This window comes from Lysobacter sp. 22409, from assembly GCF_052045105.1.
Lineage (GTDB): Bacteria > Pseudomonadota > Gammaproteobacteria > Xanthomonadales > Xanthomonadaceae > Lysobacter > Lysobacter antibioticus_B.
In genome coordinates this window covers 1-26,646 of record NZ_JBQEOE010000024.1, presented here as the reverse complement: position 1 = coordinate 26,646, position 26,646 = coordinate 1, and the positions used below count along the sequence as shown (strand labels likewise).

The window sequence follows — 26,646 nt, the reverse complement described above, 5'->3', positions numbered from 1 at the left end:
CAAGCCGCGACCGCGACGCCGCGGTCGGCGGCGCCACTTCGGCGCAGCCTGGCTGGACACAAGACGACGTAACCCATTCGATCGCACGGCCCTGAAGCAGCTCCGCACAAAAAGAAAACGGGCGCCGAAGCGCCCGTTTCCCGTGTCGCATCGATCCGCCTCGCGGCGGGGTCGATCAATAGCGGTAGTGATCCGGCTTGTACGGGCCGTCGACCGAGACGCCCAGGTACTTGGCCTGCTCGTCGGTCAGGGTGGTCAGCTTCACGCCGATCTTTTCCAGGTGCAGACGCGCGACTTCTTCGTCGAGCTTCTTCGGCAGGATGTAGACCTTCGCTTCGTAGGTTTCCTTGTTCGCCCACAGCTCGATCTGCGCCAGGGTCTGGTTGGCGAACGAGTTGGACATGACGAAGCTCGGGTGGCCGGTGGCGCAGCCGAGGTTGACCAGGCGGCCTTCGGCCAGCAGGAAGATCGAGTTGCCACCGGCGAAGGTGTACTTGTCGACCTGCGGCTTGATGTTCAGGCGCTTGGCGCCCGACGCGGCCAGCGCATCGACCTGGATCTCGTTGTCGAAGTGGCCGATGTTGCAGACGATGGCCTGATCCTTCATCTGCTGCATGTGGGCCAGGGTCAGCACGTCCTTGTTGCCGGTCGTGGTGACGTAGATGTCGCCGCGGCCGAGGGTGCTCTCGACGGTGTTGACCTCGAAGCCTTCCATCGCCGCCTGCAGGGCGTTGATCGGGTCGATCTCGGTGACCACGACGCGGGCGCCGTAAGCGCGCAGCGAGTGAGCCGAGCCCTTGCCGACGTCGCCGTAACCGCAGACCACCGCGACCTTGCCGGCCAGCATCACGTCCATCGCGCGCTTGAGGCCGTCGGCCAGCGACTCGCGGCAGCCGTAGAGGTTGTCGAACTTCGACTTGGTGACCGAGTCGTTGACGTTGATCGCCGGGACCAGCAGCGAGCCGGCTTCGGCGAGCTGGTACAGGCGGTGCACGCCGGTGGTGGTTTCTTCGGAGACGCCCTTCCAATGCTTGACCACTTCGTGCCAGAAGCCCGGGCGCTCGGCGTGCACGCGCTTGAGCAGGTTCTTGATGACCTGTTCTTCGTGGTTGCCCGACGGGGTGTTGACCCAGCCGTCGCCGTTTTCGAGCTCGTAGCCCTTGTGGATCAGCAGGGTGACGTCGCCGCCGTCGTCGACGACCAGCTCCGGGCCGCGGAACTTGACCGCGCCGTCGCCCGGGAAGGTCAGAGCTTCGAGGGTGCAATCCCAATACTCTTCCAGCGACTCGCCCTTCCAGGCGAACACCGGGGTGCCGCTGGCGGCGATCGCGGCGGCGGCGTGGTCCTGGGTCGAGAAGATGTTGCACGAAGCCCAGCGCACGTCGGCGCCGAGGTCGCGCAGGGTCTCGATCAGCACCGCGGTCTGGATGGTCATGTGCAGCGAGCCGGTCACGCGCACGCCCTTCAGCGATTGCGCGGCGGCGTACTTCTTGCGGATCGACATCAGGCCCGGCATTTCGTGCTCGGCGATGTCGATTTCCTTGCGGCCCCAATCGGCCAGGGAGATGTCGGCAACCTTGTAGTCGCCTTCGGTCGAGAAGGTCTTGGGTACTGCGTTCATGGTGTGTCGCTCCAGTTCTTTAGGGAGCCGGCGGATGCCGGGTCCGGCGAGTCATCGCTCGAAAGCGATCGCTCAAACCGGGCGCCGTTGGGACTACGCCTCGCCGAGCCTGGCCGTCATTCTGGAAGTCCGTAGCGGGTACGGGCTTTGCGGAAAGATCCGCGGATGACGGTCGCAGCGCCCCTCGGCGGGCTGAGCGCGCAGTATATCGCGGCGCCCATGACCGTCGCACGGCGCCGAGGCGGATGCGCCTGAATATGACGTTCATCGCGGAACCGAGGCGACCCGGTTCCGGCCCGCTTTTCGGCCGGGTTTCCGGTCTGGCTCCGGCCCGATTTCCGGTCTGGCCCAGGCAGGCCCGGAACAGACCCAATGGGATAGGCCGGCGGGCACTGCGGCGGGCTAAGCTCGGCCGGGGCGCCCCCAGGTGCAAGCGCATCCGCACCGGCCGACACAGGCGCCGGCCGGGCAGCGGCGCTTCGAGGCTTTCTTCACTTACCGATCGGATCGAGCATGAACCCACTCGCGCGACGCACCGGCCACGACGGCCGGTCCTTCCTGAAGCCGCCGGCCCTGAGTTGGCCAGGTGTGTTGCTGCTCCTGCTGCCGCTGGCGGCGACCGCGCAGACCGCGCCCGTCAGCGGTTATCAGCTGCCGCCGAAGGCCTTGCAGGCGATCGTCGACGCGCCGCGGCCGCCGCAGATGTTCACCAGCCCGAAGCGCGATCGGGTCGCCCTGGTGCAGACGCCGTCGCTGCCGGGCATCGAGGTGGTCGCGCAAGCCGAACTCAAGCTCGCCGGCCTGCGCATTCATCCGCGCACGCGGGCGCAGAGTCGCTTCGCATTCGGCACCGGCCTGAGCCTGCTCGATATCGCCAGCGGCAAAACCTCGAACGTGGAAGGCCTGCCGGCGCCGTTGTCGCTGGCGACCCTGGAGTGGTCGCCCGACCAGCGCTGGATCGCCTTCAACCGCGTCGACAGCGCCAGCGGCGCCAACGAGCTGTGGCTGGTCGAAGTCGAACAGCGGCGCGCGCACAAGCTGGTGTCCGGCCTCAACACCGTGTCCGGACGCGGTTATGCCTGGATGCCCGACAGCCGCCGCCTGCTGGTGCAGTTGCAGCCCGAAGGGCAGGGCGAAGCGCCGCCGATGAACGCCACGCCGACCGGGCCGGCGGTGCAGGAAACCGAAATCAGCGCGACGGTGCGGCAGATCCGCACCTATCAGGACCTGTTGCGCAACGAGAGCGATGCGCGCGTGTTCGAGTACTACCTGCGCTCGCAGCTCGCCACCGTCGACCTGGCCGGTGTCGTGGTCCGCGCGGGTGCGCCGCAGTTGTATCTGGCGGCGACGCCGTCGCCGGACGGCCGCCATGTCCTGGCGACGCGGGTCGAGCGGCCGTTCTCCTATCAGGTGCCGGTGTCGATGTTCGGCCACCGCATCGAAGTGTTGGCGCCGGACGGCAAGTTCGAGCACGAAATCGCGCGCTTGCCCCTGGTCGACGGCTTGCCGACCGGCAACGACGCGGTGCCGACCGGCGTGCGCGAGATCGCCTGGCGCAGCGATGCGCCGGCGACCCTGGTCTGGGCCGAGGCCCAGGATGGCGGCGACCCGGCGCGTAAGACCGATATCCGCGATGCGGTGATGATGCAGGCCGCGCCGTTCGAGCGTCCGCCGCAGACGCTGATGCGCCTGGGCGCGCGTTACGCCGGTGCGCATTGGGGGCGCGGCGATCTGGCGCTGGTCGACGAGTTCTGGTGGAAGACCCGGCAGACCCGGCAATGGCGGATCGCGCCGGACCACGGCGATCGCGCGCCGGAGCTGGTGTTCGAGGGGCTCAGTGAAGACCGTTACAACGACCCCGGCGAGCCGGTCAGCACGCGCGACGCGAACGGCCAGCGCCGCCTGCTGACCACGGCCGACGGCGCCAGCCTGTTCTATATCGGCCAGGGCGCTTCGCCGGAAGGCGACCGGCCGTTTCTCGACCGCTACGAGCTGGCCGACAAACAGCGGACGCGGCTATTCCATTCGCAGGCGCCGTACTACGAAGCGCCGCAGGTCGTGCTCGACGATCAGGGTAAGCGCCTGCTGACCCTGCGCGAGGCGCCGACCGAGCCGGGCAATCTGTACCTGCGCGATCTGAGTGCGAGCGACGCCGCGCCGGTGGCGCTGACCCGTTTCGCGCATCCGACGCCGCAGCTCAAGGACATCAAGAAAGAGCAGATCCGCTATAAGCGCAGCGACGGCGTCGAGCTGACCGCCGACCTGTACCTGCCGCCGGGTTTCGACGCCAAGCGCGACGGCCCGCTGCCGCTGTTGATGTACGCCTATCCGGCCGAGTTCAAATCGGCCGCTGCGGCCAGCCAGGTCACTGGTTCGCCTTATCGCTTCAACGCGGTCAGTTTCTGGGGCCCGCTGCCGTACCTGGCGATGGGTTATGCCGTGCTCGACAACCCGTCGATGCCGATCGTCGGCGAAGGCGAGCGCGAGCCCAACGACACCTACATCGAGCAGTTGACCTCGAGTGCGCAAGCCGCGGTCGACGAAGTGGTGCGCCGCGGCGTTGCCGACCGCGAGCGCATCGCGGTCAGCGGCCATTCCTACGGTGCCTTCATGACCGCGAACCTGCTCGCCCACACGCGCTTGTTCAAGGCCGGCATCGCCCGCAGCGGTGCCTACAACCGCACCCTGACCCCGTTCGGCTTCCAGGCCGAGGAGCGCAACTACTGGCAGGCCGAATCGACTTACCAGGCCATGTCGCCGTTCAACTACGCCGACAAGATCAAGGACCCGCTGCTGTTGATCCACGGCGAGCAGGACAACAACTCTGGCACCTTCCCGATCCAGAGCGAGCGCCTGTTCGCCGCGATCAAGGGCCTCGGCGGCAAGGCGCGCCTGGTGATGCTGCCGAACGAAAGCCACGGCTACCGCGCGCGCGAATCGATCCTGCACATGCTGGCCGAGACCAACCGCTGGCTCGATCGGTATGTGAAGAACGCCAAGCCCGAAGCGGCGAGGCCCAAGACCGCTGGCGCGAAGTCCGCGCCGGACAAGCCGGCGGCTTCGAAGTAGGCCTTGCCGTATCGGCAAGGCCGCGACGGCAACGAGCGGGACGGAACGGGGCGCATTGCGCTCCGTTTCTGTTTGCACGGGGCGATCGGGCATTGCGTCGCAAGCGCTGGGTCCGCTTGGCGCTGCCGCACGCAGGCAAGAGCCAATTCCTTTTGAACGATCGAGGCCGATTACGCCCGAGCAGCGCCGGAGAACGACGGCACTAGCCTCGAATGAGCACGATGCTGTTCCGATATCGGGATCAGTGCCGATGCGCGATCCCAGGACAAGGATCGCGAACCCTGCCGTTGCACTCTGGCGCCACGCCGGAGCCGCGCATCGCGCGCTTCGCCGTATTCCTCCATCCGGTTTTCGAGGCGCCCATGCACCTGTCCGCATCCCAGCTCGGCTACGTCCCCTCGGTTACGCCGCAGACCGAGCCGACCACGCATCAGGTCGCGCACGGCGAGACCCTTCCTGCGATAGCGGACCAGTACGGCGTTACCCCGCAAGCGCTGCGAGCGGCCAATCCTGAGCTGTTCCAGGACAAATGGCGCCTCGATGAAGCGCAGCAGAGCGGCCGCGCAGACCCGATCTTCTACGGCGACACGTTGCGGATCCCGGCTGCGCCTATGAGCGTGACGGCCGAGCCTATGGAGAGCCCTTACGAAGCCAGCCATGGCACGACCAACAGCGAATTCACCGCCGGCATGGGTTCGGTGAAGATCGGTTACAACCCGGGCGACAACGCCACCAAGGTCACGGTAACGAACGAGGCCGCCGTGGAGGGCTCCAGCCAGGTCGGATTCAAGATCAGCGCCGAATCGTCGCTGGAAATCGGTTGGGTCGTGAAGGAGGGCAAGACCGAGTTCACCGTGACCGGCGCCAACGTCAACAAAACCCATGCCGAGGTCCGCAGCGGACAACTGGAAGCCGAGGTGTCGGTCGGCGCGGGGTTCCGCGCCCGCTACAAGGTGATCCTGCCGGGCGGAGGCCACGACCCGAAGGAAGTGGCCAAGATCGATCCCTTCGACCCCAGCACGATTCCGCTCGGGGCGACCGTGATCATGGACGGTCAGTACTACACCCAGACCGAAATCGCCGGTTCGTTTCGCCATGTCGGCGGCGAGTCGGAGATCAAGGACGCCAGCGGAGTGAGTTATTCGATCACCCGTACCGGTTCGAACCAGGTGCAGATCATGAAGGGCCCGAGCGCTTCGATCGAGGCCTACAACGGCGGTGGCGTTCGCTTCAAGGGGGCCGGAGGCGTCGAGGGTTCGCTGACCGTCGGGCAGCAGATCAACGTGGGCGATTCGATGATGCGCACCGCGACGTTCGATCTGGACAGTGCCGCAGGCCGATCCGCCTATGGGAACTTCTTCGCCACCGGCGAAGCCGAGCATGGGGCGCCCGGGGTGTCCGATGTGGCGACGGTGCATCGCCTGGACGTGTCCTCGCAAGGCCGGCTCAAGCTCAAGCTGAGCGCCGGCGAAGCGGAGGTGGAAGGCGACATCGCATTGCGCGCGGCCACGACCGGGACCTACACCCAGACGACGTATCCCGACGGCTCCATCGCCCTAACCAGCGAATTCAAGTACGGCAACAACGTGCCGCTGAAGGTGACCCAACGTTTCGACGCCGAAGGCAACGAAGTGCGATCCGAACGCACCTACGAATACACCGTCGACACCAGCGGCCTGGGCAACCATTCGGCGCAGCAGATCAATTGGGTGCTCAGCGGCGGAGCCAGCGAGAGCGGCCCGGCGATCCCGGGCGAGAAGGTCAAATTGACCTTCACCGAAGGCGAGATGCGCGCCTTGAACGCGCAAGCCGAAAAGGCCGGCGACACCTACGCGCCGGGTAACTCGATCGCCTCCCTGACCGACGACGGCGACGGCCATTCGCGCAGCACCTTCGCTTTCGCCGTCGGCCTGTCGCGCACGTCCAACCAGGACAAGTACGGTTTCGCCAACAGCCTGCTGGAAATCTCCTATGCGGCGGACGGCCACATGTCCAGGGGCGATTTCGATCGCATCAGCATGGATGTGGAGAAGCACAACCCCAACTGATGCAAGCGGCCGGGTGGCGCCGAGTGGCGTCGCGCCCGGACGAGGGGGAATACGAAAGGGCCGCTGTCGCGGCCCTTTTGCGTTCTAGGAAACGAGACTGCGCGCACCTGGCCGTGACCTGCGTTGCAAGGCAATGCCGCCGGTCCGCGCGCGAGTTGCGGGACGATGGCGGCGTGCGCGATCGGCGGTCGGAATTCAGGAGTTACAGGAGTCATTCGATGGGGAGAGCGGCATGCGAGTCAAAGTAGGCCTGGACGAATGGCTGGCGGCCGATCCGAAGCAGACCGACCTGATCACCGACGGTTTGCTCGGTTGCGTCGCGGTGGGATTGACCGGCAAGGACCGCATCGCCCTGACGCACGTCTACGACGAAGCCAAGGACCAGGCCTTTTGGCCGGACTACCAGGAGAAACTCGACGCTGCCCTGCAGGCCTCGAACCTGGGCGAGCCGGATGAGGTCCGCGCGGTGCTGGTGTATTCGGATCACACCAGCGAGGCGCTGTGCGGGCGTATCGAAAAATGGTTGCAGCGTCATGGCATCGAATCGGAACGTCGCGAGGACGACGGTTGCCGGGTGTCGGACTCGACGCCGAAGCCGGCGGTCACGATCAAGAGCGAGGATTCGAGCGACGAGTACATGTACGGCTATCTGACCACGCGCGATTCGGACGCAGCGGTCGCGCGGTTTGCCTTGTCGAAGGAGGCCGGGGCGGCCACGCCGGCATTGCAAGATCCGCAGGCGTCGCTCGGGATCGCGAAGATTCCGGCGTTGAGCGAGCCATCGCATCCGGGATGCCCGTTGTATGCGTCGATTCTCAAAGAGGTAAAGGCCTTGGACGGCGGCATGTTCAAAGGCAAGGATATCTGGGAGCAACAGATCGCCGCGGAATTGACCGCGCAATGCCTCGATGCCGGCATCCGCGAGATCAAGGGGGTGGCCCCGGGCACGAAGGACGTCAATCAGGTGTTCGTGCTCCCGGGCCAGCAAGAATCCGCACGGCATGATCTGTGCGTGCACGCCTTCGAAGTGGACGAGACGACCATCGCCGGCGCGAGCGAACGCGCCTTCAAACACTTCGCGCTGAGCGCTCTGCACAGCGAAACGCAGGGTATCCAGGCGCAAACCCAACAGGGCGGCCAGACCAAAGGCATGTGAGGCGGCGCCGCGACGACGTGTCCCGGCCGTGTTTGCCGCCATTTTGCGTTCGGTCATTCAGTTCGATTCGGCGAATCGTCGCCGTGATCGTTCGAACCCAAACCGGAGAACGTTATGAACGATCGCGTCAAAGTCGGTTTGAATGAATGGATGGTCGCCGATGCCGGCACCACGGACCTGGTCACCGACGGCTTGTCCGGTTGCGTGGCGGTGGGCCTGGCAGGGAACGGCAAGGTCGCGTTGTCGCATGTCTACTCGGGTTGCGACAGCGAGAAAGCCTGGGGCGATTACCATCCCAAGCTGGAAGCGGCCCTGGAAAGTTCGGGCTTGGGCGACCTGCGAGGGAAGAAGGCCGTGCTGGTGTGCGCCCAGGGCGAAGACGCCGGCGGCCAGGATGGATGGTTGCCTGCAAAGCTCAAGACCTGGCTCGAGAGCAAGGGCGCGGTCGTCGAAACCCGCCAGGACAACGGGTGCCGGATTTCCGCCAACGCCGATGTCGTCACCTCGACCTTGAAGAAGCACGACACCGCCGAGTACTACAGCCACGACTACAAGACCTCGCGGGACTACGGGCTGTCGGCCGATCCGAGCGCCGAAGCGGTCACCCTGTCGATGCTTGGCAAGCCTGGCTATCCGGCGGCGCTGGCGCAGGCGAGGGAAACGCCCAGCGCGTCGGCGCCCGCTCTGGTTGTGGGGGCGGGCAAACCGGCAGAGGCGGTGATGGTGAACGATAAAAAGCACCCGATGCATGGCCTGTACTCGGAGATCCTCGGCAAGATGCCCGGCGATGCGTTCGATCTGAAAAAAGGCGAGAACGTCGCCGACTTGTTCAGCGCTCAACAGGCGGCAGCGGCCTTGACCGTGGCCTGCATGAAGCGGGGCATCTACGGCGACATCGACAAGATCGAGACCTTCGTCCCGCCGGGCAAGGAGGACACGATGTTGAGCGCGACCGAACGCGGCACGAGCGAATCGCGTACCTTCGCGGCGGTGAATCTCGAAGACGTCTGCGATATGCCGATGTCGAAGCTGAGCGCAGAGGCAACGAGCCTGCATGCCGCGCGGATGCTGTCGGCGACACCGTCGAACCCCAACCCTTCGCAGGCGATCGGAGGCGCTTCGCCTCAGCACCTGTGAGCCCGCACGGGGCGCACCGACCACGAAAAAGGGCCGCTTTCGCGGCCCTTTCTCTTGATGCGATGTCGCTGCCGGCTTACTTCTTCAGCCCGGCATCCTTGCGCAGGTCGTCGGCCTTGTCGGTCTTTTCCCACGAGAACGCGGTCGCGGTCTGCTTCTTGCCGGCGCCGTCGACGTAGCTGACTTCCTTCGGCTTGCGGCCGAAGTGGCCGTAAGCGGCGGTCGGCTGGTAGACCGGGTGGATCAGGTCGAGCATCTTGACGATGCCGTACGGGCGCAGGTCGAAGTGCTTGCGGATCAGCTTCTCGATCTTGTCGTCGCTGATCTTGCCGGTGCCGAAGGTGGTGACCGAGATCGAGGTCGGCTCGGCCACGCCGATGGCGTAGGAGACCTGCACTTCGCACTTGTCGGCCAGGCCGGCGGCAACGATGTTCTTGGCGACGTAACGCGCGGCGTAAGCGGCCGAACGGTCGACCTTCGACGGATCCTTGCCCGAGAACGCGCCGCCGCCGTGACGGGCCATGCCGCCGTAGCTGTCGACGATGATCTTGCGGCCGGTCAGGCCGCAGTCGCCGACCGGGCCGCCGATCACGAAGATGCCGGTCGGGTTGATGTGGACCTTGCTCTTGGGCAGCTTCTCGAGCCACGCCTTCGGCAGCACCGGCTTGAGGACGTGCTCGTACACGCCTTCGACCAGGTCCTTCTGCTTGATGCCCGGATCGTGCTGGGTCGACAGGACCACGGCGTCGAGTCCGACCACCTTGTGTTCGGAGTCGTAGCGCAGGGTGACCTGCGACTTCGCGTCCGGACGCAGCCAGGGCAGCTTGGAGTTCTTGGCCTTGCGGATCTTGGCCTGCTGCTCGACCAGACGGTGCGAGTAGTAGATCGGCGCCGGCATGAATTCCGGGGCTTCGTTGCAGGCGTAGCCGAACATCAGGCCCTGGTCGCCCGCGCCCTGTTCTTCCGGCTTCTTGCGGTCGACGCCGGCGGCGATGTCGGGCGACTGCTTGCCGAGCATGTTGATGATCGCGCAGGTGTGGCCGTCGAAGCCGACGTTGGAATTGTCGTAGCCGATGTCGTTGATGACCTTGCGTGCGATGGCTTCGATGTCGACCCACGCATTGGTGGTGACTTCGCCGGCGACGATCGCCGCGCCCGTCTTCACCATCGTCTCGCAGGCCACGCGCGCGCGCTTGTCCTGGGCCAGGATGGCGTCGAGGACGGCGTCGGAGATCTGGTCGGCGATCTTGTCCGGGTGGCCTTCGGAGACGGATTCGGAGGTGAACAGGTAGCTGGACATCGAGGCTATATCCTCGTATTCGGATAGAAAGATGGCCGCACATAATACAGCGTCGGCCGCGAGCGCGCATTGTGCCGTGTCTTGGGGTTGCCGGGGGTTAAGCGGTCTTTAACTGCGGCCTATGTCCGGAATCTTCGGGGAAAAAGCCCATCCGGGACCGCCGCCGGCCCTGTCACGGGACTGACCCGAAACCGCCATGATCCTGTCGCCGCTCCGGCTCAGGCTGCCCGGCATACCGCCGCCGATGCGACGCCGATGCTGCAATTCGAACGCCGACTGCAAGAGCGCTTCCCGCAATGGTTCCGGGGTCGCCGGGCCGGGATCGCCCGTCCTTTGCTCCGCACCATCGGGCGCTGGTCGAAATTCGACCGGGTCGATGGCTTCCTGGCCGAGAACGGCCACCTGCGCGGCTTCGCCTTCGTCACCGCCGCCCTGGATTTCCTGCAGGCGCGTTATCTGGTCGAGGCCGCCGAGCTGCAGCGGATTCCCGCGACCGGACGCCTGCTGATCGTCGCCAACCATCCGTCCGGGGCGGTCGACGCCCTGGCCCTGCTCGATGCGGTCGCCCGCGTGCGCCGCGACGTCCGCATCGTCGCCAACGATTTGCTGTCGGCGCTCGACGGCCTCGAAGGCCTGATCCTGCCGGTACGCATTCTGGGCGGCCGGCCGAGTCCCGACAGCCTGCACGCGATCGAGGCCGCGCTGCAGGCGGAACAATGCGTGATCGTATTTCCGGCCGGGGAAGTCGCCCGGCTCGGGCTGCGCGGGGTCACCGACGGCCGCTGGCGGCGCGGGTTCCTGCGCTTCGCCCGCAAGACCGCCGCGCCGGTGCTGCCGGTGCGGATCGAGGCGCGCAACTCGGCGCTGTTCTACGGCGCCTCGGCCTTGTTCAAGCCGGCCGGCACCGCCCTGCTGGCGCGCGAGATGTTCGCCCGGCGCGCGCGCCGGGTCGCGCTGCGCATCGGCCGGCCGCTGCAACTGCCGGTCGACGGCGACGCCGAGCGCTTGCTGCGCGAAGTGCGGCGCGAACTGCATGCGATCGGCACGCCGCGCGAGCGTGCCGCGCCGATCGGGCCGGAGGCGTTGATCGACACGGTCGACCCGGCGCTGGTGCGGGCCGGGGTCGAGGCGATGGAATCGCTGGGCCAGACCCTCGACGGCAAACAGATCCGGGTCGGCGTGCTGCCGGCCGGCGCGCCTTTGCTGCGCGAGATCGGCCGCCTGCGCGAGCTGACCTTCCGCGCGGTCGGCGAGGGCACCGGCCAGCGCCTCGACGTCGACGTCTTCGACAGCTGGTACGAACACATCGTGCTGTGGGACGCGGTCGAGGCCAAGATCGCCGGTGCCTACCGGATCGCGCGCGGCAGCCGGGTGCTGGCCGAACGCGGCCTGGCCGGGCTCTACACCGCGTCCTTGTTCCGCTATGCCGACGACGCCGTGCCGCGCTTGGCCCAGGGCATGGAGCTCGGCCGCAGCTTCGTCGTGCCCGAGTACTGGGGCAGCCGCAGCATCGATTACCTGTGGCAGGGCATCGGCGCCTATCTGTGCCGGCATCCGGGCGTGCGCTATCTGTTCGGGCCGGTCTCGATCAGCGCGGCCCTGCCGGCCGATGCGCGCGAGCAGATCGTCGCCTACTACGCGCGTTATTACGGCAGCGAGGAATCGGCCGCGGTGTCGAAGCAGCCGTTCGTCTACCGGGCCGCGCCGCCGCAGTTCGACGCGCTCGATGCGGCCACCGCTTTCCGCGTGCTCAAGGGCAATCTGGACGCGCTCGGCGCCAGCCTGCCGATGCTCTACAAGCAATACACCGACCTGTGCGAACCCGGCGGGGCGCGTTTCCTCGCCTTCGGCGTCGACCCGGCCTTCAGCGACGCGGTCGACGGCCTGATCGAAGTGGACCTGCAACGCCTGCGCCCGAAGAAGCGCGAGCGCTATCTCGGCGGCGCGCCGCGCGCGGCCGAGTCCGGCACCGAACCCGTCGCCAGCGAGGCCGTGTCATGAGTCCTGCATCGATCACGCAATTGCCGGTACGCCGACGTGCCGTGTTCGTCTCCGACGTGCACCTGGGCGCCAAGCACTGCCACGCCGAGGAATTCGCCGACTTTCTGCAGAGCCTGCGTTGCGATCGCTTGTACTTGGTCGGCGACATCGTCGACCTGTGGTGGATGGCGCAGCGCCGCGCCGCCTGGGGTTCGGCCCAGTATCGAGTGGTCGAGGCGCTGCACGCGCTGGTGCGCGCCGGTACCGAACTGATCTATGTGCCGGGCAACCACGACCGCTCGATCCGCCGCTTCTGCGGCCTGGTGCTGCCGCGCATGCAGGTGCGGCGGCGTGCGATCCACCTGACCGCCGACGGCCGCCGCCTGCTGGTGACCCACGGCGACGATTACGACACGGTGACCCAGTTCGGCGGCATGCAGGAGAAATTCGGCGACTGGTTGTACGAGCGCATCCTCACCAGCAATCGCCTGACCAACCGCGTGCGTCGTCGCTTCGGTTTGCGCTACTGGTCGTTGGCGGATTTCCTCAAGCGCCAGAGCGGCGCGGCCGAGCGCTACATCTCGCGCTTCGTCCAGGCCGGCCTCGGCGACGCCAGCCGGCGCGGTCTCGACGGCATCGTCTGCGGCCATATCCACCGCGCCGCCTTGTTCGAACGCGACGGCTGCGTCTATGCCAACGACGGCGACTGGGTCGAAAGCCTGACCGCCCTGGCCGAAGACCCCGATGGCTCCCTGCGCCTGCTGGCCCACACCGGCGAGACCCTGGCGTTGTTGCCGGCGCGTGCGCCGCGTCTGCTGCCGGGCGCATTGCCGCACGCTGCCTGAGCTAGCCCAGGGAAGCTCGATCTCGCTTTGCTCGCTCTCCCGCTTGCGGGAGAGGGCCGGGCTGAGGGCCGCCCAACGCCGCGCCCACCCCCGCGCCCCTCAATCGCCCGCGACCGCCCGCTTCAACGCCGCCCGCGCCAATAAGCGCGTCGAATCCAGGGTCGGCAGCGGCGAGTTCTCGTCGCTGATGATCAAGGGGATCTCGGTGCAGCCGAGCACGACCGCGTCGCAGCCGGCTTGCTTGAACCGTTCGATGACCTGTTGGAAGTAGGCGACCGACTCGGGCTTGAAGCTGCCATAGACCAGCTCGTCCATGATGATGCGGCCGATCTGCGCGCGTTCTTCCGCGCTCGGGCGCACATAGTCCAGGCCCAGCGCGCCGAGTTTGTCCGGATAGACCTCGCTCTCGACCAGCCAGCGCGTGCCGGTGATGCCGATGCGGCGGAAGCCGCGTTCGGCCGCGCGCTGCGCCACCACCTGCGCGATATGCAACCACGGCAGCGGCGAGCGCGCTTCGACGTAGGCCATGGCCTGGTGAATGGTGTTGTCGGGGCAGATCAGGAACCGAGCGCCGGCCGCGGCCAGCTTGCGCGCCGACGACAGCATCAGCTCGCCGACGCCGTCGAGGTCGCCTCGATCCAGGCAGCTCACGTAGTCGGCCAGGGAGTGGCTATGCAGGGAAATTTCCGGGTGCGCATGCGGACCGAGCAGGCGCGCGCCCTCGGCGCAGATCGTCCGGTAGCACAGCGCCGCGCCCTCGGCCGAGCAGGCGACGATACCGATGGGCTGGGGCAGGGGGCGGTTGGGCATAGGGCGATTCCTGGCGGAGTTTCTGGGGCGGATTTCTGGGGGGCGGCGAGGCGATCGGTTCTCCGCAGGCCGATTATCGAGCAGCGCCGCAAGCGCTTCCAGGCAAGGCCGGGGGCCGTGCAGGGCGCCATCACAACGAAAAACAAACTCGCCGCCGCCGGCCCTGCGGTTAGCATTCGCGCATGGATTCCTTGACTCAAATCGTGCTCGGCGCGGCGCTGAGCGCCGCCATCGCGCCTGCCGGGCATCGCCGCGCGGCCTTGCTCGCGGGCGCCGCACTGGGCACCTTGCCCGACCTCGACGTCATCCCGGTCAACCTGTTCACCGCCGACCCGGTCGAACGCATGACCTGGCACCGCAGCCTAAGCCATTCGCTGCTGGTGTTGCCCTTCATCGCCTGGGCGATCTGGGCCTGGTGCCGCGAACGCGGCGGCCGCGTCGCGCAATCGCCCAAGCGCTGGTTCTGGGCGATGCAGGCGGCCTTGCTGACCCATCCGGTGCTCGATGCGTTCACCGTTTACGGCACGCAGCTGCTGTGGCCGCTGCCGGTCAAGCCGGTGATGTGGTCGAGCGTCTTCATCATCGACCCGCTGTACACGGTGTGGTTGCTGCTTGCCTGCGTGGTGGCCTGGTTCGCACGCGAACGCAAGCTCGCGCAACCGGCGCTGGTGGTCGGTCTGGCCCTGAGTTCGCTATATCTGGGCGGCTCGCTATGGGCGAAGTCGCGGGTCGAACACGAGGCCGAGGCCGCATTGGCCAAGCTCGGGCTGGAGGACGCGCCGCGCTTCTCGGTGCCGATGCCGTTCAACACCCTGCTGTGGCGGGTGGTGGCGATGACGCCCGACGGCTTCGTCGAAGGCGAGCGTTCGCTGGTCGCCGATCGCGGGCCGATGCAGTTCCGCGCCTATGCTTCCGACGTGCAAGCCTATAGCCAGGTCAGCGGTTATCCGGCCGTGCACCGCCTGAAGTGGTTCAACCACGGCTTCATGAAAGCCGAACAGCGCGATGGCCGTTTGATCGTGACCGACCTGCGCATGGGCGCCGAGCCCGACTACAGCTTCCGTTTCGCGGTGGCCGAACGCGCCGCCGAGTCCTGGCGCGAGATTCCGCCGCAGCAACTGCAATGGCCCTGGGATGCGGCGCGCAAGCTGCCGGCGATGTGGGCGCGGATCTGGCGGGAGCCGGAGATCGTCGCCGACGCCCAGGCGCCCGCGCCGACCTCGATGCGCGCCGCGGCGATCCCGGCGCAAAGCCACAACGGCGGCATGCGCTGAGTCGCGGAGCAGGCGCAGCGCGAAACGCGGGGTCTGGCGCGATGCGCCGGATATCGGCGCCGTTGCGAAGGATCTCGAAGCCGCTCGCGCCGCAGCGCGCCCGGCGGCTCAGGCCGCGACCGGCAGGTCCGGCGCGACGCCCGCGACCAACGCGTCGAAGTAATCGCGGGTCAAGCGCAACTGCAGTTCGGCGGTGTCGGCGCGATTGACCACGGCGCGGAAAGCGGCGTTCTCGGGGCGGTCCTTGGCGTACCAGCCCAGGTGCTTGCGGGCGATGCGCACGCCCGAGACTTCACCGTAGAACGCATGCAGGTGTTCGAGATGGCCGAGCAGGATGTCGCGCACTTCGGCCAGGGTCGGCGGCGCCAGTTCTTCGCCGTGCGCCAGGTAGTGGGCGATCTCGCGAAAGATCCACGGCCGCCCCTGCGCGGCGCGCCCGACCATGACCGCGTCGCAGCCGGTGTGGGCGAGGACGAAGGCGGCCTTGTGCGGCGAATCGATGTCGCCGTTGGCGATCACCGGGATCGACAGCGCCGCCTTGATCGCGGCGATGGTGTCGTACTCGGCGTTGCCGGTGTACTGCTGGTCGCGGGTGCGGCCGTGCACGGCGAGCGCGGCGATGCCGGCGTCCTCGGCGATGCGGGCGATGTTGGGGGCGTTGCGCTGGTCGTGGTCCCAGCCGGTGCGGATCTTCAGGGTGACCGGCACGTCGACCGCCTTGACCACGGCCTCGACGATGCGTCCGACCAGGGCCTCGTCGCGCATCAGCGCCGAGCCGGCCCAGGCGTTGCAGACCTTCTTGGCCGGGCAGCCCATGTTGATGTCGACGATCTGGGCGCCGTGGTCGACGTTGTAGCGGGCCGCGTCGGCCATGATCTGCGGCACCGTGCCGGCGATCTGCACGCTGATCGGGTCGGGCTCGCCGTCGTGGTCCATGCGGTGGCGCGACTTGGCCGTAGTCCAGAAGCGCGGGTCGCTGGTGGTCATCTCGGACACGCACAGGCCCGCGCCCAGGCGCTTGCTCAGCACCCGGAAGGGCTTGTCGGTGACCCCGGCCATGGGCGCGAGGATCACGCGCGGCATGAGGGAGTAAGGGCCGATGCGCATGGGCGGCATTGTAAGCCACCCTGCGCGCGGGCCTGCTCGGGCCGTCCGTGGCCGGCCGCTCGCAGCCGGCCGCGAGGGGCCGGTCTGCCGAGGAGGAGCTCGTTCAGGCGGTGGGGTCGTCCACGGCCGCGGTCGGGGCGTTCAGCCTGACCGAGGCGACGCCTTTTTCGAGCGCGCCGTTGCTGGAGTACAGCTCGCTGGTGCCGACGATCTCGCCGTTGCCCGCCTTGAGCACGAAATAGGGACGGTCGTTGGACGAGGTTTTGCGCTCGTAACGGGCGTCGTTCTGGCTGTTGGTGCGCACCGCCTCGATGCCGTTGATGCACGAGGGCTTGGCCTTGTAGCCCTCGCTGCTGAGGATGGGCTCGCCGTTGCCGGCCTTGAGGACGAACTGGAATTCGCCGTTGCTGCGCTTGCTGATCAAGAACCTGCCTGCCATTTTCGTTCCCTCGGTTAGCCGCCTGCGGCGGACGTGTGACATCCGGTTACACGTCGATAGAACGCGGTTGTGAACCCGATCCGGCCGCAGGCCGCGACCGCCGGTCGGCGGAGCCGGGCGCGGGCCGCCTCAGAAGTCGTAACGCACGCTCGCCGTCACGTTTCGCTCCTCGCCGTAGTAGCAGTACAGCAGGCTGGCGCACGAGGGCACGTAGCGCTTGTCGAGCAGGTGGTTGGGTCGGCGTGGCGAGCGTTCAGCGATTGCGGCGCCGGCGCCAGAACAAAAAGCCGGTGACGAGCAGGAACGGCGGCGCCAGGCCGGTCAGCGCGATCAGCCATTGCCAGGTGCGTCCGCCGACGAAACCGCCGTGCAATGGATAGATCGATTCGTAGCTGCGCGTGCCGAGCCCTTGCCGGGTCGCATCGAGGGTGCCGATCAATCGGCCCTGATACGGATCGAGCCAGACCATGCTGCGGCCGACCGGATGCCATTCGTCGACGGCGCGGCTGCGGATCGCGATCAGGCCGCTGCCGGCCTTGGGCAGGCTGATCCGGCTCAGGCGCGCGCCGGCGAGCGGGCCGTCCGCAGCGACCGCGGCCTCGGCCGCGCGCAAGGTCGCGGCCCAGTCGATCGGTGCGTCGCGCGCTTCGAGCTTGGGCGGCTTGCGCGGCTTGGCGTCGCCGAAGGCCGCACGCAGGCCGTCGCGCACCACATCGTCGTAGACCATCGACACGCCGGTCAGCGCCGCCAGCAGGGTCAACGGCAGCAGCCACAGGCCGATGCCGCGATGCCAGCTGAGCCAGCGCCGGGTCGGCGGCCCGCGGTACCACTTCAGGCTCGCCGCCAACGCTTTCCAGCGCGGCCACCATAGGTACAGGCCGCTGGCGAGCAGGAACACCGCGGCCAGGCCGACCACGCCGAGCACTTGCTCGCCGGTCTTTCCAGCGAGCAGATGGATGTGCAGGTCGCGCAGCCACAGCAGCAGGTCGTTATCGGTATTGCGCAGCAACAACAGCTCGCCGCTGGCCGGATCGAAGTAGCGGCGTTCGTTGTCGGGGAAATAGGCCTGCCACACCGGCAAGGCCGCGGTGGGCAGGTCGATCGAACTCATGCCCTGGGTCTGCCAGTGGCCGACGATGCGTTCGAGCGCCCGTCCGCGTTGCTCCGCGCTCGGCAAGGCGTGCTCGGCGAGTTGCGGATAGGCCAATATCAGCAACTCGCGCTGGAACGCGAGCACGGTGCCCGACAAAGCGACCACGGCGAACAGCAGCCCGGCGCTGAGGCCGAGCCACAGGTGCAGCCACTTCAGCGCCGTGCGCAGGCGCGAACGCAGCGAAACATGGGCCTGGCGGTGCGACATGCTGGGCGGGCCGGAAACGGATTCAGAAGCGATATTGCCAGCTCGCGCTCAACACGCGGCCGCGGCCGGCGACGTAGGTGTCGTTGCGCGGCGTGCTCTGCGAGTAGTAGGTCACGTACTGTTCGTCGAGCAGGTTCTCCACGCCGAGGTTGAGCTGGCCGGCCGGCAGCTTGAAGCGGGCCTGCAGGTCGAGCGTGGTGTAGCCATCGGTGCTGGCCACGCGCACGCCCTTGAGGTCGAAGTCGCGGTCCAGCGAGCGGCTGCCCTGCAGGCGTGTGGAGATATTCTCGCTCCAGCTGTGATCCCAGAACGCGATGATGCGGTCGGGGCTGATGTTGATGCCGGGCAGGTCGCTGTCGACGCGATCGTCGCCGTCGCTGTCGTAGCGGCCTTCGGCGCCGGCGTAGCCCAGGCCGACGCGGCCGGCTTCGGAGAAGCGGAAGGCGAAGTTGGCTTCGACGCCGCGGATCTCGGTGCGCTCGCGCACGACGTTATAGCTCTGGGTGTTGCGGTCGAAGGCCAGGCGCGAGCCGAGGTCGGAGTCGGACCAGTACGCCGCCACGTGCGCGACCCAGCGGCCGTCGTCGAAGTCCAGGCCGACCTCGCGGTTGTCCGACACCACCGGCGACAGGTCGACCAGGTTGTCGACGCGCTGGTTCGGCGCGGTGATGCCGCGCAGCACGCGGCCGATGTCGGCGACGGTGTAGCCCTCAGAGTACGAGGCGTAGAACTTCAGCGCATCGCTGGCTTCCCAGACCGCGCCGAAGTTCGGCAGGGTCTTGCTGGTCTTGGGCGAGCCGCCTTCGACGAAACGGCTGCCGCCGGCGTTGGCCGGGATCGTGTTGAAGTCGTCGACCTCGAGCCGGCCGCGCTCGTGGCGTACGCCGCCGGTCAGCATCACCTTGTCGGCGACCCACCATTCGGCCTGGACGAACGGCGACCAGGATTCGTACTGCGTCTCGGGCACCCATTTCAGGCCGCTGACGACCAGTTCCTGGTAGGTCGTGTCGCGCCCCCAGTCGAGGCCGAGGGTGACGCGCAGGCGCTGGTCGAACAGATTGTCGCGCGACCAGCTGAACTTGCCGCCGAGTTTTTCCGAGACGTTCTGCGACTGGTCCCACCAATGCAGGTCGCGGCCGTCGCGCCAGAAGTCTTCCCAGTCGGTGGCGCCGTACAGGCCCTTGAAGTCGACCCAGTACAACTGCGCCTGCAGATAACCGCCGGCCACGGACTTGTCGGTGTAGTCGAGCACCAGCGAGGTCGAGCGGTTGCGCGCGCCCTGGCCCTCGCGGCTGCCGCGCGCGGAGGTGGCGAGGCGGCCGCTGCGGATATCGCCGTTCACGGTGATGTAGTCGTTGTTGCCTTCGAGCTCGTAGCGATTGGCGGTGAGCTGCAGGCGGCGCTGCTCGTCGAGGTCCCAGCCGGCCTTGGCGAACAGATTATGACTGCGCGCGTCCATCAGGTCGCCCTGGATGTCGTTGACCGCGATCGCGTCGCCATTGCCGTCGTAATACAGACCTTCGCTGGCGAAGGAGACGCCGCCGACGAAGTCGAACGCGCCGTGGCGGGTGCCGAACAGATACGAGCCGCGATAGCCGCTGCCGTCGCTCTGGCTCGGCAGCGCGGTGCTGGCGCCGAGGCTGAGCTCGTGGAAGCTTTCGCCGTCCTGGCGCGGCGCGCGCTTGGTGATGATGTTGATGATGCCGCCGGACGCGCCGAGGCCCTGCAGCGCATTGGCGCCGTGGATCACTTCGATGCGTTCGATCATCGCCGGGTCGATGGTGTGGCCGTCGCGACCGCCCTCGCGCAGCGGCGTGGACTGCGGCACGCCGTCGATCAGATACAGCGGCTTGCGCCCACGCAGGGTTTCGCCGCCGTTGGTGAGCTTCTGTCGCGACGGTGCGAACGAGGGAATCAGGTTGGCCAGGACCTGCGAGATGTCCTGGGTCACGGCCAACTGCTGGCGCAGCTGTTCCTGGTCGATCACGGTGATCGTATTGGCCAGCGCGGCCTCGGAGTTCGGCATGCGGCTGGTGCTGGCCGAAACGGTGACGCGGTCGATGTCCTTGGCCTCGTCGGCGTGGGCGACGGGCGCGGCGAGGGCCGCCAGCAGTGCGCTGGAGAGGAACGAGAGACGGGGCATGCGGGGTAGGCCTGAGAACTGCGACAGGATTCGCATGTTAATGCGAACCATTCTCAAACAAAAGGGTGGGGCTTGGTTTTTCCCTTGAGGGGGCCGGATGGGGCGTTTCGGGTCCCCTCCGAGGGGCTACAGCCTCTGTAGGAGCGGCGTGAGCCGCGATCAAGGGATGCGCATGGGCAACGACGCCGATGCCATTCATCGAAGCCGCGCGCTTTCGCGAAGGGTAGGAGCGGCGCAAGGCGCGACCAAGGGATGGTAGAGACGTATCGCCGTCGTCATTGATCGAAGCGACGAACTGTCGCGGGGTAGGAGCGGCGCAAGCCGCGACCGCGACCTATCGTGCTCCGGCGTCTTTGGCCGTAGGACAGCGAAGCAACATCAAGAGCAAAGCTTCCGTCCGCTAACGCGGCCGGGTTACTTTCTTTTGCTAAGCCCAAAAGTCCGTCTGGATTCCCTTCGGTCAAAGCTAACCAAAGAAAAGGGCTCTCCTTGCAAGGGCACAGGCCACGAGTGCGCAGCTAGCGCCGGGATTTTTCGATAGGACGTCCTTGTCCTATCGAGTCATTCTCTTTTAAAGCTGGGCGCACGTCCTGTGCGCCGCCCTCCGGGTCTACGGTTGCATCGCAAGCTCGTTGCTGCGCCAAGCTTTCATGGCAACAGCAACAGCAACAGCAACAGCAACAACAGTGGCTAAATTGCCGTTGCCGTTGCCGTTGCCGTTGCCGTTGCCGTGCGTCGCCTCGCACTGGCGAAGGCAATCGAAGACCCAGAGGGCGGCCAGCATGGATGCAGGCCGTTTTTCATCGGGACAGGGATGTCCCGTATGTAGATCCCTGCGTCGGCAACGATCGTGCGGGCCTGTGATTCAAAGAAAAGCAACTTCTTTGGTTACCTTTCTTTTGTTGCTTATGACAAAAGAAAGTAACCCGCCGCTTTGGTGGCGGAAGCTCTTGGCGTTTGATCTAGATATTGATCTTGCTTCAGAGAGGCGCCGCAAGACCGTCGCAGCGTGGTCGCGGCTTGCGCCGCTCCTACCCTCGCGAAAGCACACGGCTTCGATGACCGATATGAGCACTGTCGCCGCAGCGCGTCCCGCGGTCGCGACTGACGTCGCTCCTACAGAGGTCTTGGACCGTAGCGACGTGAGGCCATAGCGACGATGTCGCGGCTCGCGCCGCTCCTACCCTTCCAGGTAAACCCGTCTGGCTTAGAGACGCGCCGCCGTCGAGCCCCAAACCGCTCAGCCGAAGCGCGCGCGGACTTCGGCGTCGCGCGGCATCGCCGCGGCTGCGCCGACGCGTTCGGTCGACAGGCCGGCGTAGCGGTTGGCGTAGGCGACATGCGCCGCGAACGGGGCCTCGCCGGGGGTTGCGAGCGAGGCGGCGAGGGCGCCGTTGAAGGCGTCGCCGGCGCCGGTGGTATCGATCGCCTTGACCGCTGCCGCGGGGCAGCGGTAGTACGCGCGGTCGTCGCCGTGCAGGGCGCCGTCGGCATGGGATACGAAGCAGCCGGCCTTGCCCAGGGTCACGATCACGCTGCCATGCCCGAGCAGACGGCGGCAATGCGTGTGCAGCTCGGCGTCGGGCAGGGCGCTCAGGCTGTCGGGATCGAGCGCGCTGCCGGTGCGCAGGCGCAGTTGCGCGCAGAACTCGGTTTCGTTCGGGGTGATCACGTCGGCCAGCGCCCACAGCGCGTCGCTGGCGACGGCGTCGGCCGGGGCCGGGTTGAGCAGGGTCAGGGCGCCGATGCGGCGCGCCGCGGCGAACGCGGCCGCGGCCGATTCGACCGGCGTCTCCAACTGGCTCAACACCACCTGCGCGGTGCCGAGCAGGGCGTCGTGGCCGTCGACGAATTCCGCCGACAACTCGGCATTGGCGCCGGGGCCGATGACGATGGTGTTGCGGCCGTCGGCGTCGACGTAGATGCCGGCGGTGCCGGTCGGCGCGTCGCTGCGCAGATCGCGCAGGTCGACGCCGTCGGCGGCGGCGAGCGCGCGTGCGAGCTGGCCGCCGGTGTCCCCGCCGAGCGCGCAGACGAAGCTCGTCTGCGCACCGGCGCGCACGGCCGCGGTGGCCTGGTTGAAGCCCTTGCCGCCGGGACCGGTGTGGTAGGTGCCGGCGAGGGTTTCGCCGGGCTGCGGCAGCGCGGCGAGGGACCAGACGTGGTCGACGTTGAACGAGCCGACGACGACGACGCGACCTGCGGTGGCTTGGCTCATGGGCTTAGGCGGAGAAGTGGGTCAGCACGCCGGCGATGGTCGCGGTCATGAAGGTCGCGATCGAACCGCCGAGCACGGCGCGCAGGCCGAAACGCGCGAGGTCCTGGCGACGCTCCGGGGCCAGGCCGCCGATGCCGCCGATCTGGATCGCGATCGAGCTGAAGTTGGCGAAGCCGCACAGGGCGTAGGTGGCGATCAGACGGCCTTCGTCGCTGAGGGCGACGCCGGCGACCTTGCCGTTGACGATGTCGGCCAGGTGGGTATAGGCCACGAACTCGTTGAGCACCACCTTCTCGCCGATCAGGCCGCCGACTACGTTGGCGTCGGCCCAGGGCGTGCCGATTACCCAGGCGATCGGCGCCAGCAGGAAGCCGAGCAGGGTCGACAGGTCGGTCGGCTTGCCGATCGCAGCGGCCAGGCCGGTCTGTTCGCCGATCCAGGTCAGCGGCGCGTTGACCAGCGCGATCAGGGCGATGAAGGCCAGCAGCATCGCGCCGATATTGAGCGCCAGGCGCAGGCCGTCGCCGGCGCCGGCAGCGGCGGCGTCGATGATGTTGGCGGTGTTCTTCTCGACTTCCATCTTGACCGTGCCGCGGGTCAGCGGCTCGCCGGTCTCGGGAACGAGGATCTTGGCGATCACCAGGGTCGCCGGCGCGGCCATGATCGAAGCGGCCAGCAGGTGTTTGGCGTAGAAAGCCTGGGCGTCCTGGTCGCCGGCGCCGAGCATGCCGACGTAGGCGGCGAGCACGCCGCCGGCGATGTGGGCCATGCCGCCGATCATCATCGTGATCAGCTCGGATTCGGTCATTTTGGGGATGTACGGACGTACGGTCAGCGGCGCTTCGGTCTGGCCGATGAAGACGCTGGCGCAGACGCTGGTGGTTTCGGCGCCGGACACGCGCATCACCTTGGTGATCGCCCAGGCCATCGCCCGCACCACCGCCTGCATCACGCCGAGGTGGTAGAGCACGCCCATCAGGGCCGAGAAGAAGATGATCGTCGGCAGCACCTGGAAGGCGAAGATGAAGCCGAATTTGCTGACGTCCATGAGGTCGCCGAAGATGAACTTCGAGCCGGCGCCGACGAACTCCAGCACGTGCACGAAGCCCTTGCCGATCGCGTCGAACACGTCCTTGCCGCCCGGCACCAGCAGCACCACCGAGGCGAACGCGATCTGCAGGGAGATGCCGATGGCGACCAGCTTCCAGTCGACCGAGCGGCGGTTGACCGAGAACACCCACGCAATGCCGACGAGCACCGCCAAACCGAACAGGCCGAAGGCCACGCGCGTAATCGAATCCACTCCACTCTCCCCGGGCGCCGGAGCCCCGGCGGCTTGTTAGCGACTTATTAATCGGGGCAGCCTAGTGCAGTGACGGCGCCAGCGGCAAGCTGCGCCGCCGGGCTTGCCAGGGCCGGCTCGTTCAGATATCGCGGGCGACCACGCGATTGCGGCCGGATTGCTTGGCCCGCTGCAGGCGCAGGTCGGCGCGGCGGAGCAGGCGCGAGAGGTCGCCGCCTTCCTGCGGAAACGTCACCAGGCCGGCGCTGAAGCTCAGCCACAGCGGCTCGGCGCCGCGGCCGGGCTCGAACGGGCGCTCGGCGACGGTGCGGCGGATCGCGTCGACTTCCTCGAAGGCGGTGCCCAAGGGTTTGCGCATCACCAGCAGGAATTCGCCGCCGCTCAGGCGCACCAGCCATTCGCTGGGTTCGGCCTGTTCGCGCAGCACTGCGACCAAGTGGCGCAGACTGCGGTCGCCGAGGCGGTGGCCGTAGTCGTCGTTGATGCGTTTGAAATGGTCCAGGTCGATCAGGGCCAGGGTCAGGCTGCCGCCGTCGCGGCGCACGGTGTCGAACAGGCGCGGGATGCGGTGGGTCAGCCAGGTACGGTTCGGCAGCCGGGTCAGGCCGTCGGTGCCGGACATCTCGATCAGGCGCTGCATCCGGTACACGACCATCGAGGTGGCGATGGTCACCATCGCCAGCAGGACGATGCGCTGCGACTGGCTGCCGACGGTGACCGCGCCGTAATCGCTGGACATCAACTCTTCCGGCGAGTCGGCGGCGGCGAATACGGCCACGATCAGCACAGCGTACTGGAGCAGGGCGAGCAGGCCGGCGAACAGGGTGACGCGGCCGTCGCTGCGCAGCGCGGTCATCAGGATCGCGAACAGATAGCCGCACCAGACGATCAGGCTGTTGAGCCCGGCCGGCAGGTGCTGGGCCGCGAGCGCTGCCAGGACCAGGGTGGTGGCGGTGACGTCGAAGCCGGCAGTGGTGAAGGGCAGCCAGCGGTAGCGGCGCTGGCGCCGGGCCAGGGCCAGCCACAGTTGCGAGAACACGTTGACGAAGACCGCCCCGCCCAGGCCGATCATGGTTTCCTTGACGCTGCCGCCGCCGATCGCGTTGAACAGCGGCAACAGCAGCAGCATCGCGGCGAGCACCGCGCGCAGTCGCGCCACCAGCAGTTCGCCGCCGGCGCCGATCTCCAGCATGATTTCGTCCGGCCGCAGCAACAGCGCCACCAGTACGCCGCGCAACCTTCCGCCGATGCCGTGCATCCCTACGCGATCCCCTTGCCGTCCGCGGCGAGCATAGCGCGAGAGCCGGTCGCCCGGCTCCTGCGTGAGCGAGGGTGAGGCGGCCGGTCAGCCGATTCCGCGCACCGCGACCCAGATCGCCAGTGCCGCGAACACGGTCGCGGCGACGTAGCGCGCGGTTTTCAACGGCAGGCGGTCGGCGAAGCGGCTGCCGAGCAGCGCCACCGGCACGTTGGCGAGCAGCATGCCGACGGTGGTGCCGGCGATCACCGCCCATAGCGGTTCGTAGCGGGTCGCCAGCAGCACGGTGGCGACCTGGGTCTTGTCGCCGATCTCGGCGAAGAAGAAGGCGATGGTGGTGGCGAGGAAGGCGCCGCGCGCCGAGAACTGCGGCTCGTCGTCGAGCCGGTCGGGCTTGAGCGTCCACAGCGCGACCGCCAGGAAGCTCGCCGCGACGATCCAGCGCAGCACCTGCGGCTGCAGCCACTGCGCGACCAGGGTGCCGAACCAGGCGGCGAGGGCATGGTTGAGCAGGGTGGCGACGAGGATGCCGGCGATGATCGGCCAGGGTTTGCGGAAGCGCGCGGCCAGCAGCAGGGCGAGCAACTGGGTCTTGTCGCCGATTTCGGCGAGCGCGACGGTGCCCGTCGAGACGAGGGTGGTGACGACCGAGGCCGGGAGAAAGGACAGATCCATGACAACTCCGGGGTCGGGCATTCGCGTGGACGCGAAGGCGGACGATGCACGGCCCGACCCGGGTTGCGCGCAACGCCTGCCTTCGGTCTTGCCCGTGGTCGCTAGCGCTCGGCGATGGGTCGTGGACCCGGATCGTTCGCGCTGGCTGCCGCTCATGCGCCATGGCCGGTGGGCCAAGTGTGTTGACGCATGTCCCCGCGGGCCTTGGCGGCTGCGGGTGGGCTACTCCCCGGAGGAGGAAAGTGGGGCGGATTGTAGCTGGATCGAGGGGAAGGGTGGGGAATGAGAATCTTTCGCTGTTGGGGGCTGTAGCGGTTCGTTGCCGCTAACCCGCTAACCCGCTAACCCGCGCTTCCGCAATTCGGCAACCCGCCCCCGCGATTCCCGATTCGCAGGCTATGCGCTTGTGCGCGGTCAGCGATGTTTCCCGCGCTCGGCGTGTTGGCTTTTAGGGTAGGAGCGGCGCAAGCCGCGACCGCGTCGTCTCAATCTCGCGTCGTTCCCGGCCGTAGCCTCTGTAGGAGCGGCGTAAGCCGCGACCGCGCAGCTGGCGGTTGCGGGCTTCTTGCCGCAGAGCGGTGAAGCATCAGCAACATCAACAGCAAAGCTTCCGCCCGCTAAAGCGGCCGGGTTACTTTCTTTTGCTAAGCCCAAAAGAAAGCTAACCAAAGAAAAGGGCTTTCCTTGACGAAGCTCCCCTGCGAGTTCGCAGCGCGCGCGGGGATTTTCCGATAAGACATCCTTGTCTTATCGGAAAACGCCGCACGTCCTGTGCGGCGCCCTCCGGGTCTACGGTCGCATCGCAAGTTCGGAACTGCGCCAAGCTCTTCACGGCAACGGCAACGGCAACGGCAACGGCAACGGCAACGGCAACGGCGAATCTCGCTCTAAGGGTAGGAGCGG

Annotated in this window: 19 protein-coding genes and 1 riboswitch; of the genes, 7 read left to right on the top strand and 12 right to left on the bottom strand. The window is 67.4% G+C overall.

Annotated elements, in window-relative coordinates; translation table 11 throughout:
• Positions 1–175: 175 nt before the first annotated feature.
• Entirely contained in the window at positions 176–1,621 is a 1,446-nt protein-coding gene (gene ahcY, locus ACTJJK_RS13455) for an adenosylhomocysteinase (protein ID WP_031371412.1), read from the bottom strand.
• A 72-nt stretch (positions 1,622–1,693) separates the two neighbouring features.
• Positions 1,694–1,813: riboswitch (S-adenosyl-L-homocysteine riboswitch) on the bottom strand.
• A 321-nt stretch (positions 1,814–2,134) separates the two neighbouring features.
• Here ahcY and ACTJJK_RS13450 point away from each other — a divergent pair.
• The 4 genes from ACTJJK_RS13450 to ACTJJK_RS13435 all read left to right on the top strand — a co-directional run bounded on the left by ACTJJK_RS13450 (position 2,135) and on the right by ACTJJK_RS13435 (position 9,031).
• Positions 2,135–4,690, top strand: coding sequence for a prolyl oligopeptidase family serine peptidase (locus tag ACTJJK_RS13450; protein WP_440730459.1), 2,556 nt, complete (start codon positions 2,135–2,137; stop codon positions 4,688–4,690).
• A 362-nt stretch (positions 4,691–5,052) separates the two neighbouring features.
• Positions 5,053–6,738, top strand: coding sequence for a LysM peptidoglycan-binding domain-containing protein (locus ACTJJK_RS13445; RefSeq protein ID WP_223619808.1), 1,686 nt, complete (start codon positions 5,053–5,055; stop codon positions 6,736–6,738).
• 133 nt (positions 6,739–6,871) lie between these two features.
• On the top strand, positions 6,872–7,894 hold the full coding sequence (locus ACTJJK_RS13440; protein WP_440730458.1) for an XVIPCD domain-containing protein: 1,023 nt from the start codon (positions 6,872–6,874) through the stop codon (positions 7,892–7,894).
• Positions 7,895–8,008: 114 nt separating this feature from the next.
• Entirely contained in the window at positions 8,009–9,031 is a 1,023-nt protein-coding gene (locus ACTJJK_RS13435; RefSeq protein WP_440730457.1) for a hypothetical protein, read from the top strand.
• A 76-nt stretch (positions 9,032–9,107) separates the two neighbouring features.
• On the opposite strand, the gene metK is transcribed toward ACTJJK_RS13435, so the two are convergent.
• Positions 9,108–10,331, bottom strand: a complete 1,224-nt coding sequence (gene metK, locus ACTJJK_RS13430) for a methionine adenosyltransferase (protein WP_031371417.1) — start codon at positions 10,329–10,331, stop codon at positions 9,108–9,110.
• 255 nt (positions 10,332–10,586) lie between these two features.
• Here metK and ACTJJK_RS13425 point away from each other — a divergent pair, with 255 nt between their 5' ends.
• Positions 10,587–12,332: a lysophospholipid acyltransferase family protein gene (locus ACTJJK_RS13425; RefSeq protein WP_440730456.1), complete on the top strand. Its 1,746-nt coding sequence runs from the start codon at positions 10,587–10,589 to the stop codon at positions 12,330–12,332.
• Positions 12,329–13,156, top strand: coding sequence for a UDP-2,3-diacylglucosamine diphosphatase (locus ACTJJK_RS13420; RefSeq protein WP_031371419.1), 828 nt, complete (start codon positions 12,329–12,331; stop codon positions 13,154–13,156). The genes ACTJJK_RS13425 and ACTJJK_RS13420 overlap by 4 nt, the downstream gene beginning before the upstream one ends.
• Positions 13,157–13,255: 99 nt before the next feature.
• Here the strand turns inward: ACTJJK_RS13420 and ACTJJK_RS13415 are convergent, their stop codons facing one another.
• A complete protein-coding gene (locus ACTJJK_RS13415; protein WP_440730455.1) occupies positions 13,256–13,966 on the bottom strand; it encodes an aspartate/glutamate racemase family protein in 711 nt (236 codons plus the stop codon).
• Positions 13,967–14,148: 182 nt separating this feature from the next.
• On the opposite strand from ACTJJK_RS13415, the gene ACTJJK_RS13410 reads away from it, so the two are divergent.
• The gene (locus ACTJJK_RS13410) at positions 14,149–15,240 is read left to right on the top strand and encodes a metal-dependent hydrolase (protein ID WP_051884700.1); all 1,092 of its coding nucleotides are present in this window, start codon (positions 14,149–14,151) and stop codon (positions 15,238–15,240) included.
• Between the two features lie 108 nt (positions 15,241–15,348).
• Here the strand turns inward: ACTJJK_RS13410 and dusB are convergent, their stop codons facing one another.
• The 9 genes from dusB to ACTJJK_RS13365 all read right to left on the bottom strand — a co-directional run bounded on the left by dusB (position 15,349) and on the right by ACTJJK_RS13365 (position 25,743).
• On the bottom strand, positions 15,349–16,347 hold the full coding sequence (gene dusB, locus ACTJJK_RS13405; protein ID WP_440730454.1) for a tRNA dihydrouridine synthase DusB: 999 nt from the start codon (positions 16,345–16,347) through the stop codon (positions 15,349–15,351).
• Positions 16,348–16,450: 103 nt separating this feature from the next.
• Positions 16,451–16,786 carry a YegP family protein gene (locus tag ACTJJK_RS13400; RefSeq protein ID WP_031371423.1) on the bottom strand — a complete coding sequence of 112 codons (336 nt, stop codon included), beginning with the start codon at positions 16,784–16,786 and terminating at the stop codon, positions 16,451–16,453.
• A 253-nt stretch (positions 16,787–17,039) separates the two neighbouring features.
• Entirely contained in the window at positions 17,040–18,146 is a 1,107-nt protein-coding gene (locus tag ACTJJK_RS13395) for a PepSY-associated TM helix domain-containing protein (protein WP_440730453.1), read from the bottom strand.
• 22 nt (positions 18,147–18,168) lie between these two features.
• Complete coding sequence (locus ACTJJK_RS13390; protein WP_440730452.1) at positions 18,169–20,289, bottom strand: TonB-dependent receptor; 2,121 nt, start codon at positions 20,287–20,289, stop codon at positions 18,169–18,171.
• 610 nt (positions 20,290–20,899) lie between these two features.
• Positions 20,900–21,073: a hypothetical protein gene (locus ACTJJK_RS13385; protein ID WP_440730451.1), complete on the bottom strand. Its 174-nt coding sequence runs from the start codon at positions 21,071–21,073 to the stop codon at positions 20,900–20,902.
• A gap of 456 nt (positions 21,074–21,529) precedes the next feature.
• Complete coding sequence (locus ACTJJK_RS13380) at positions 21,530–22,507, bottom strand: ribokinase (RefSeq protein ID WP_440730450.1); 978 nt, start codon at positions 22,505–22,507, stop codon at positions 21,530–21,532.
• 4 nt (positions 22,508–22,511) lie between these two features.
• The gene (locus tag ACTJJK_RS13375; protein ID WP_031374196.1) at positions 22,512–23,810 is read right to left on the bottom strand and encodes a NupC/NupG family nucleoside CNT transporter; all 1,299 of its coding nucleotides are present in this window, start codon (positions 23,808–23,810) and stop codon (positions 22,512–22,514) included.
• Between the two features lie 121 nt (positions 23,811–23,931).
• Positions 23,932–25,068 (bottom strand): GGDEF domain-containing protein, encoded by a 1,137-nt coding sequence (locus tag ACTJJK_RS13370; RefSeq protein WP_031374195.1) that lies wholly within the window; start codon positions 25,066–25,068, stop codon positions 23,932–23,934.
• A gap of 87 nt (positions 25,069–25,155) precedes the next feature.
• The gene (locus tag ACTJJK_RS13365) at positions 25,156–25,743 is read right to left on the bottom strand and encodes a TMEM165/GDT1 family protein (protein WP_440730449.1); all 588 of its coding nucleotides are present in this window, start codon (positions 25,741–25,743) and stop codon (positions 25,156–25,158) included.
• Between the last annotated feature and the right edge of the window lie 903 nt (positions 25,744–26,646).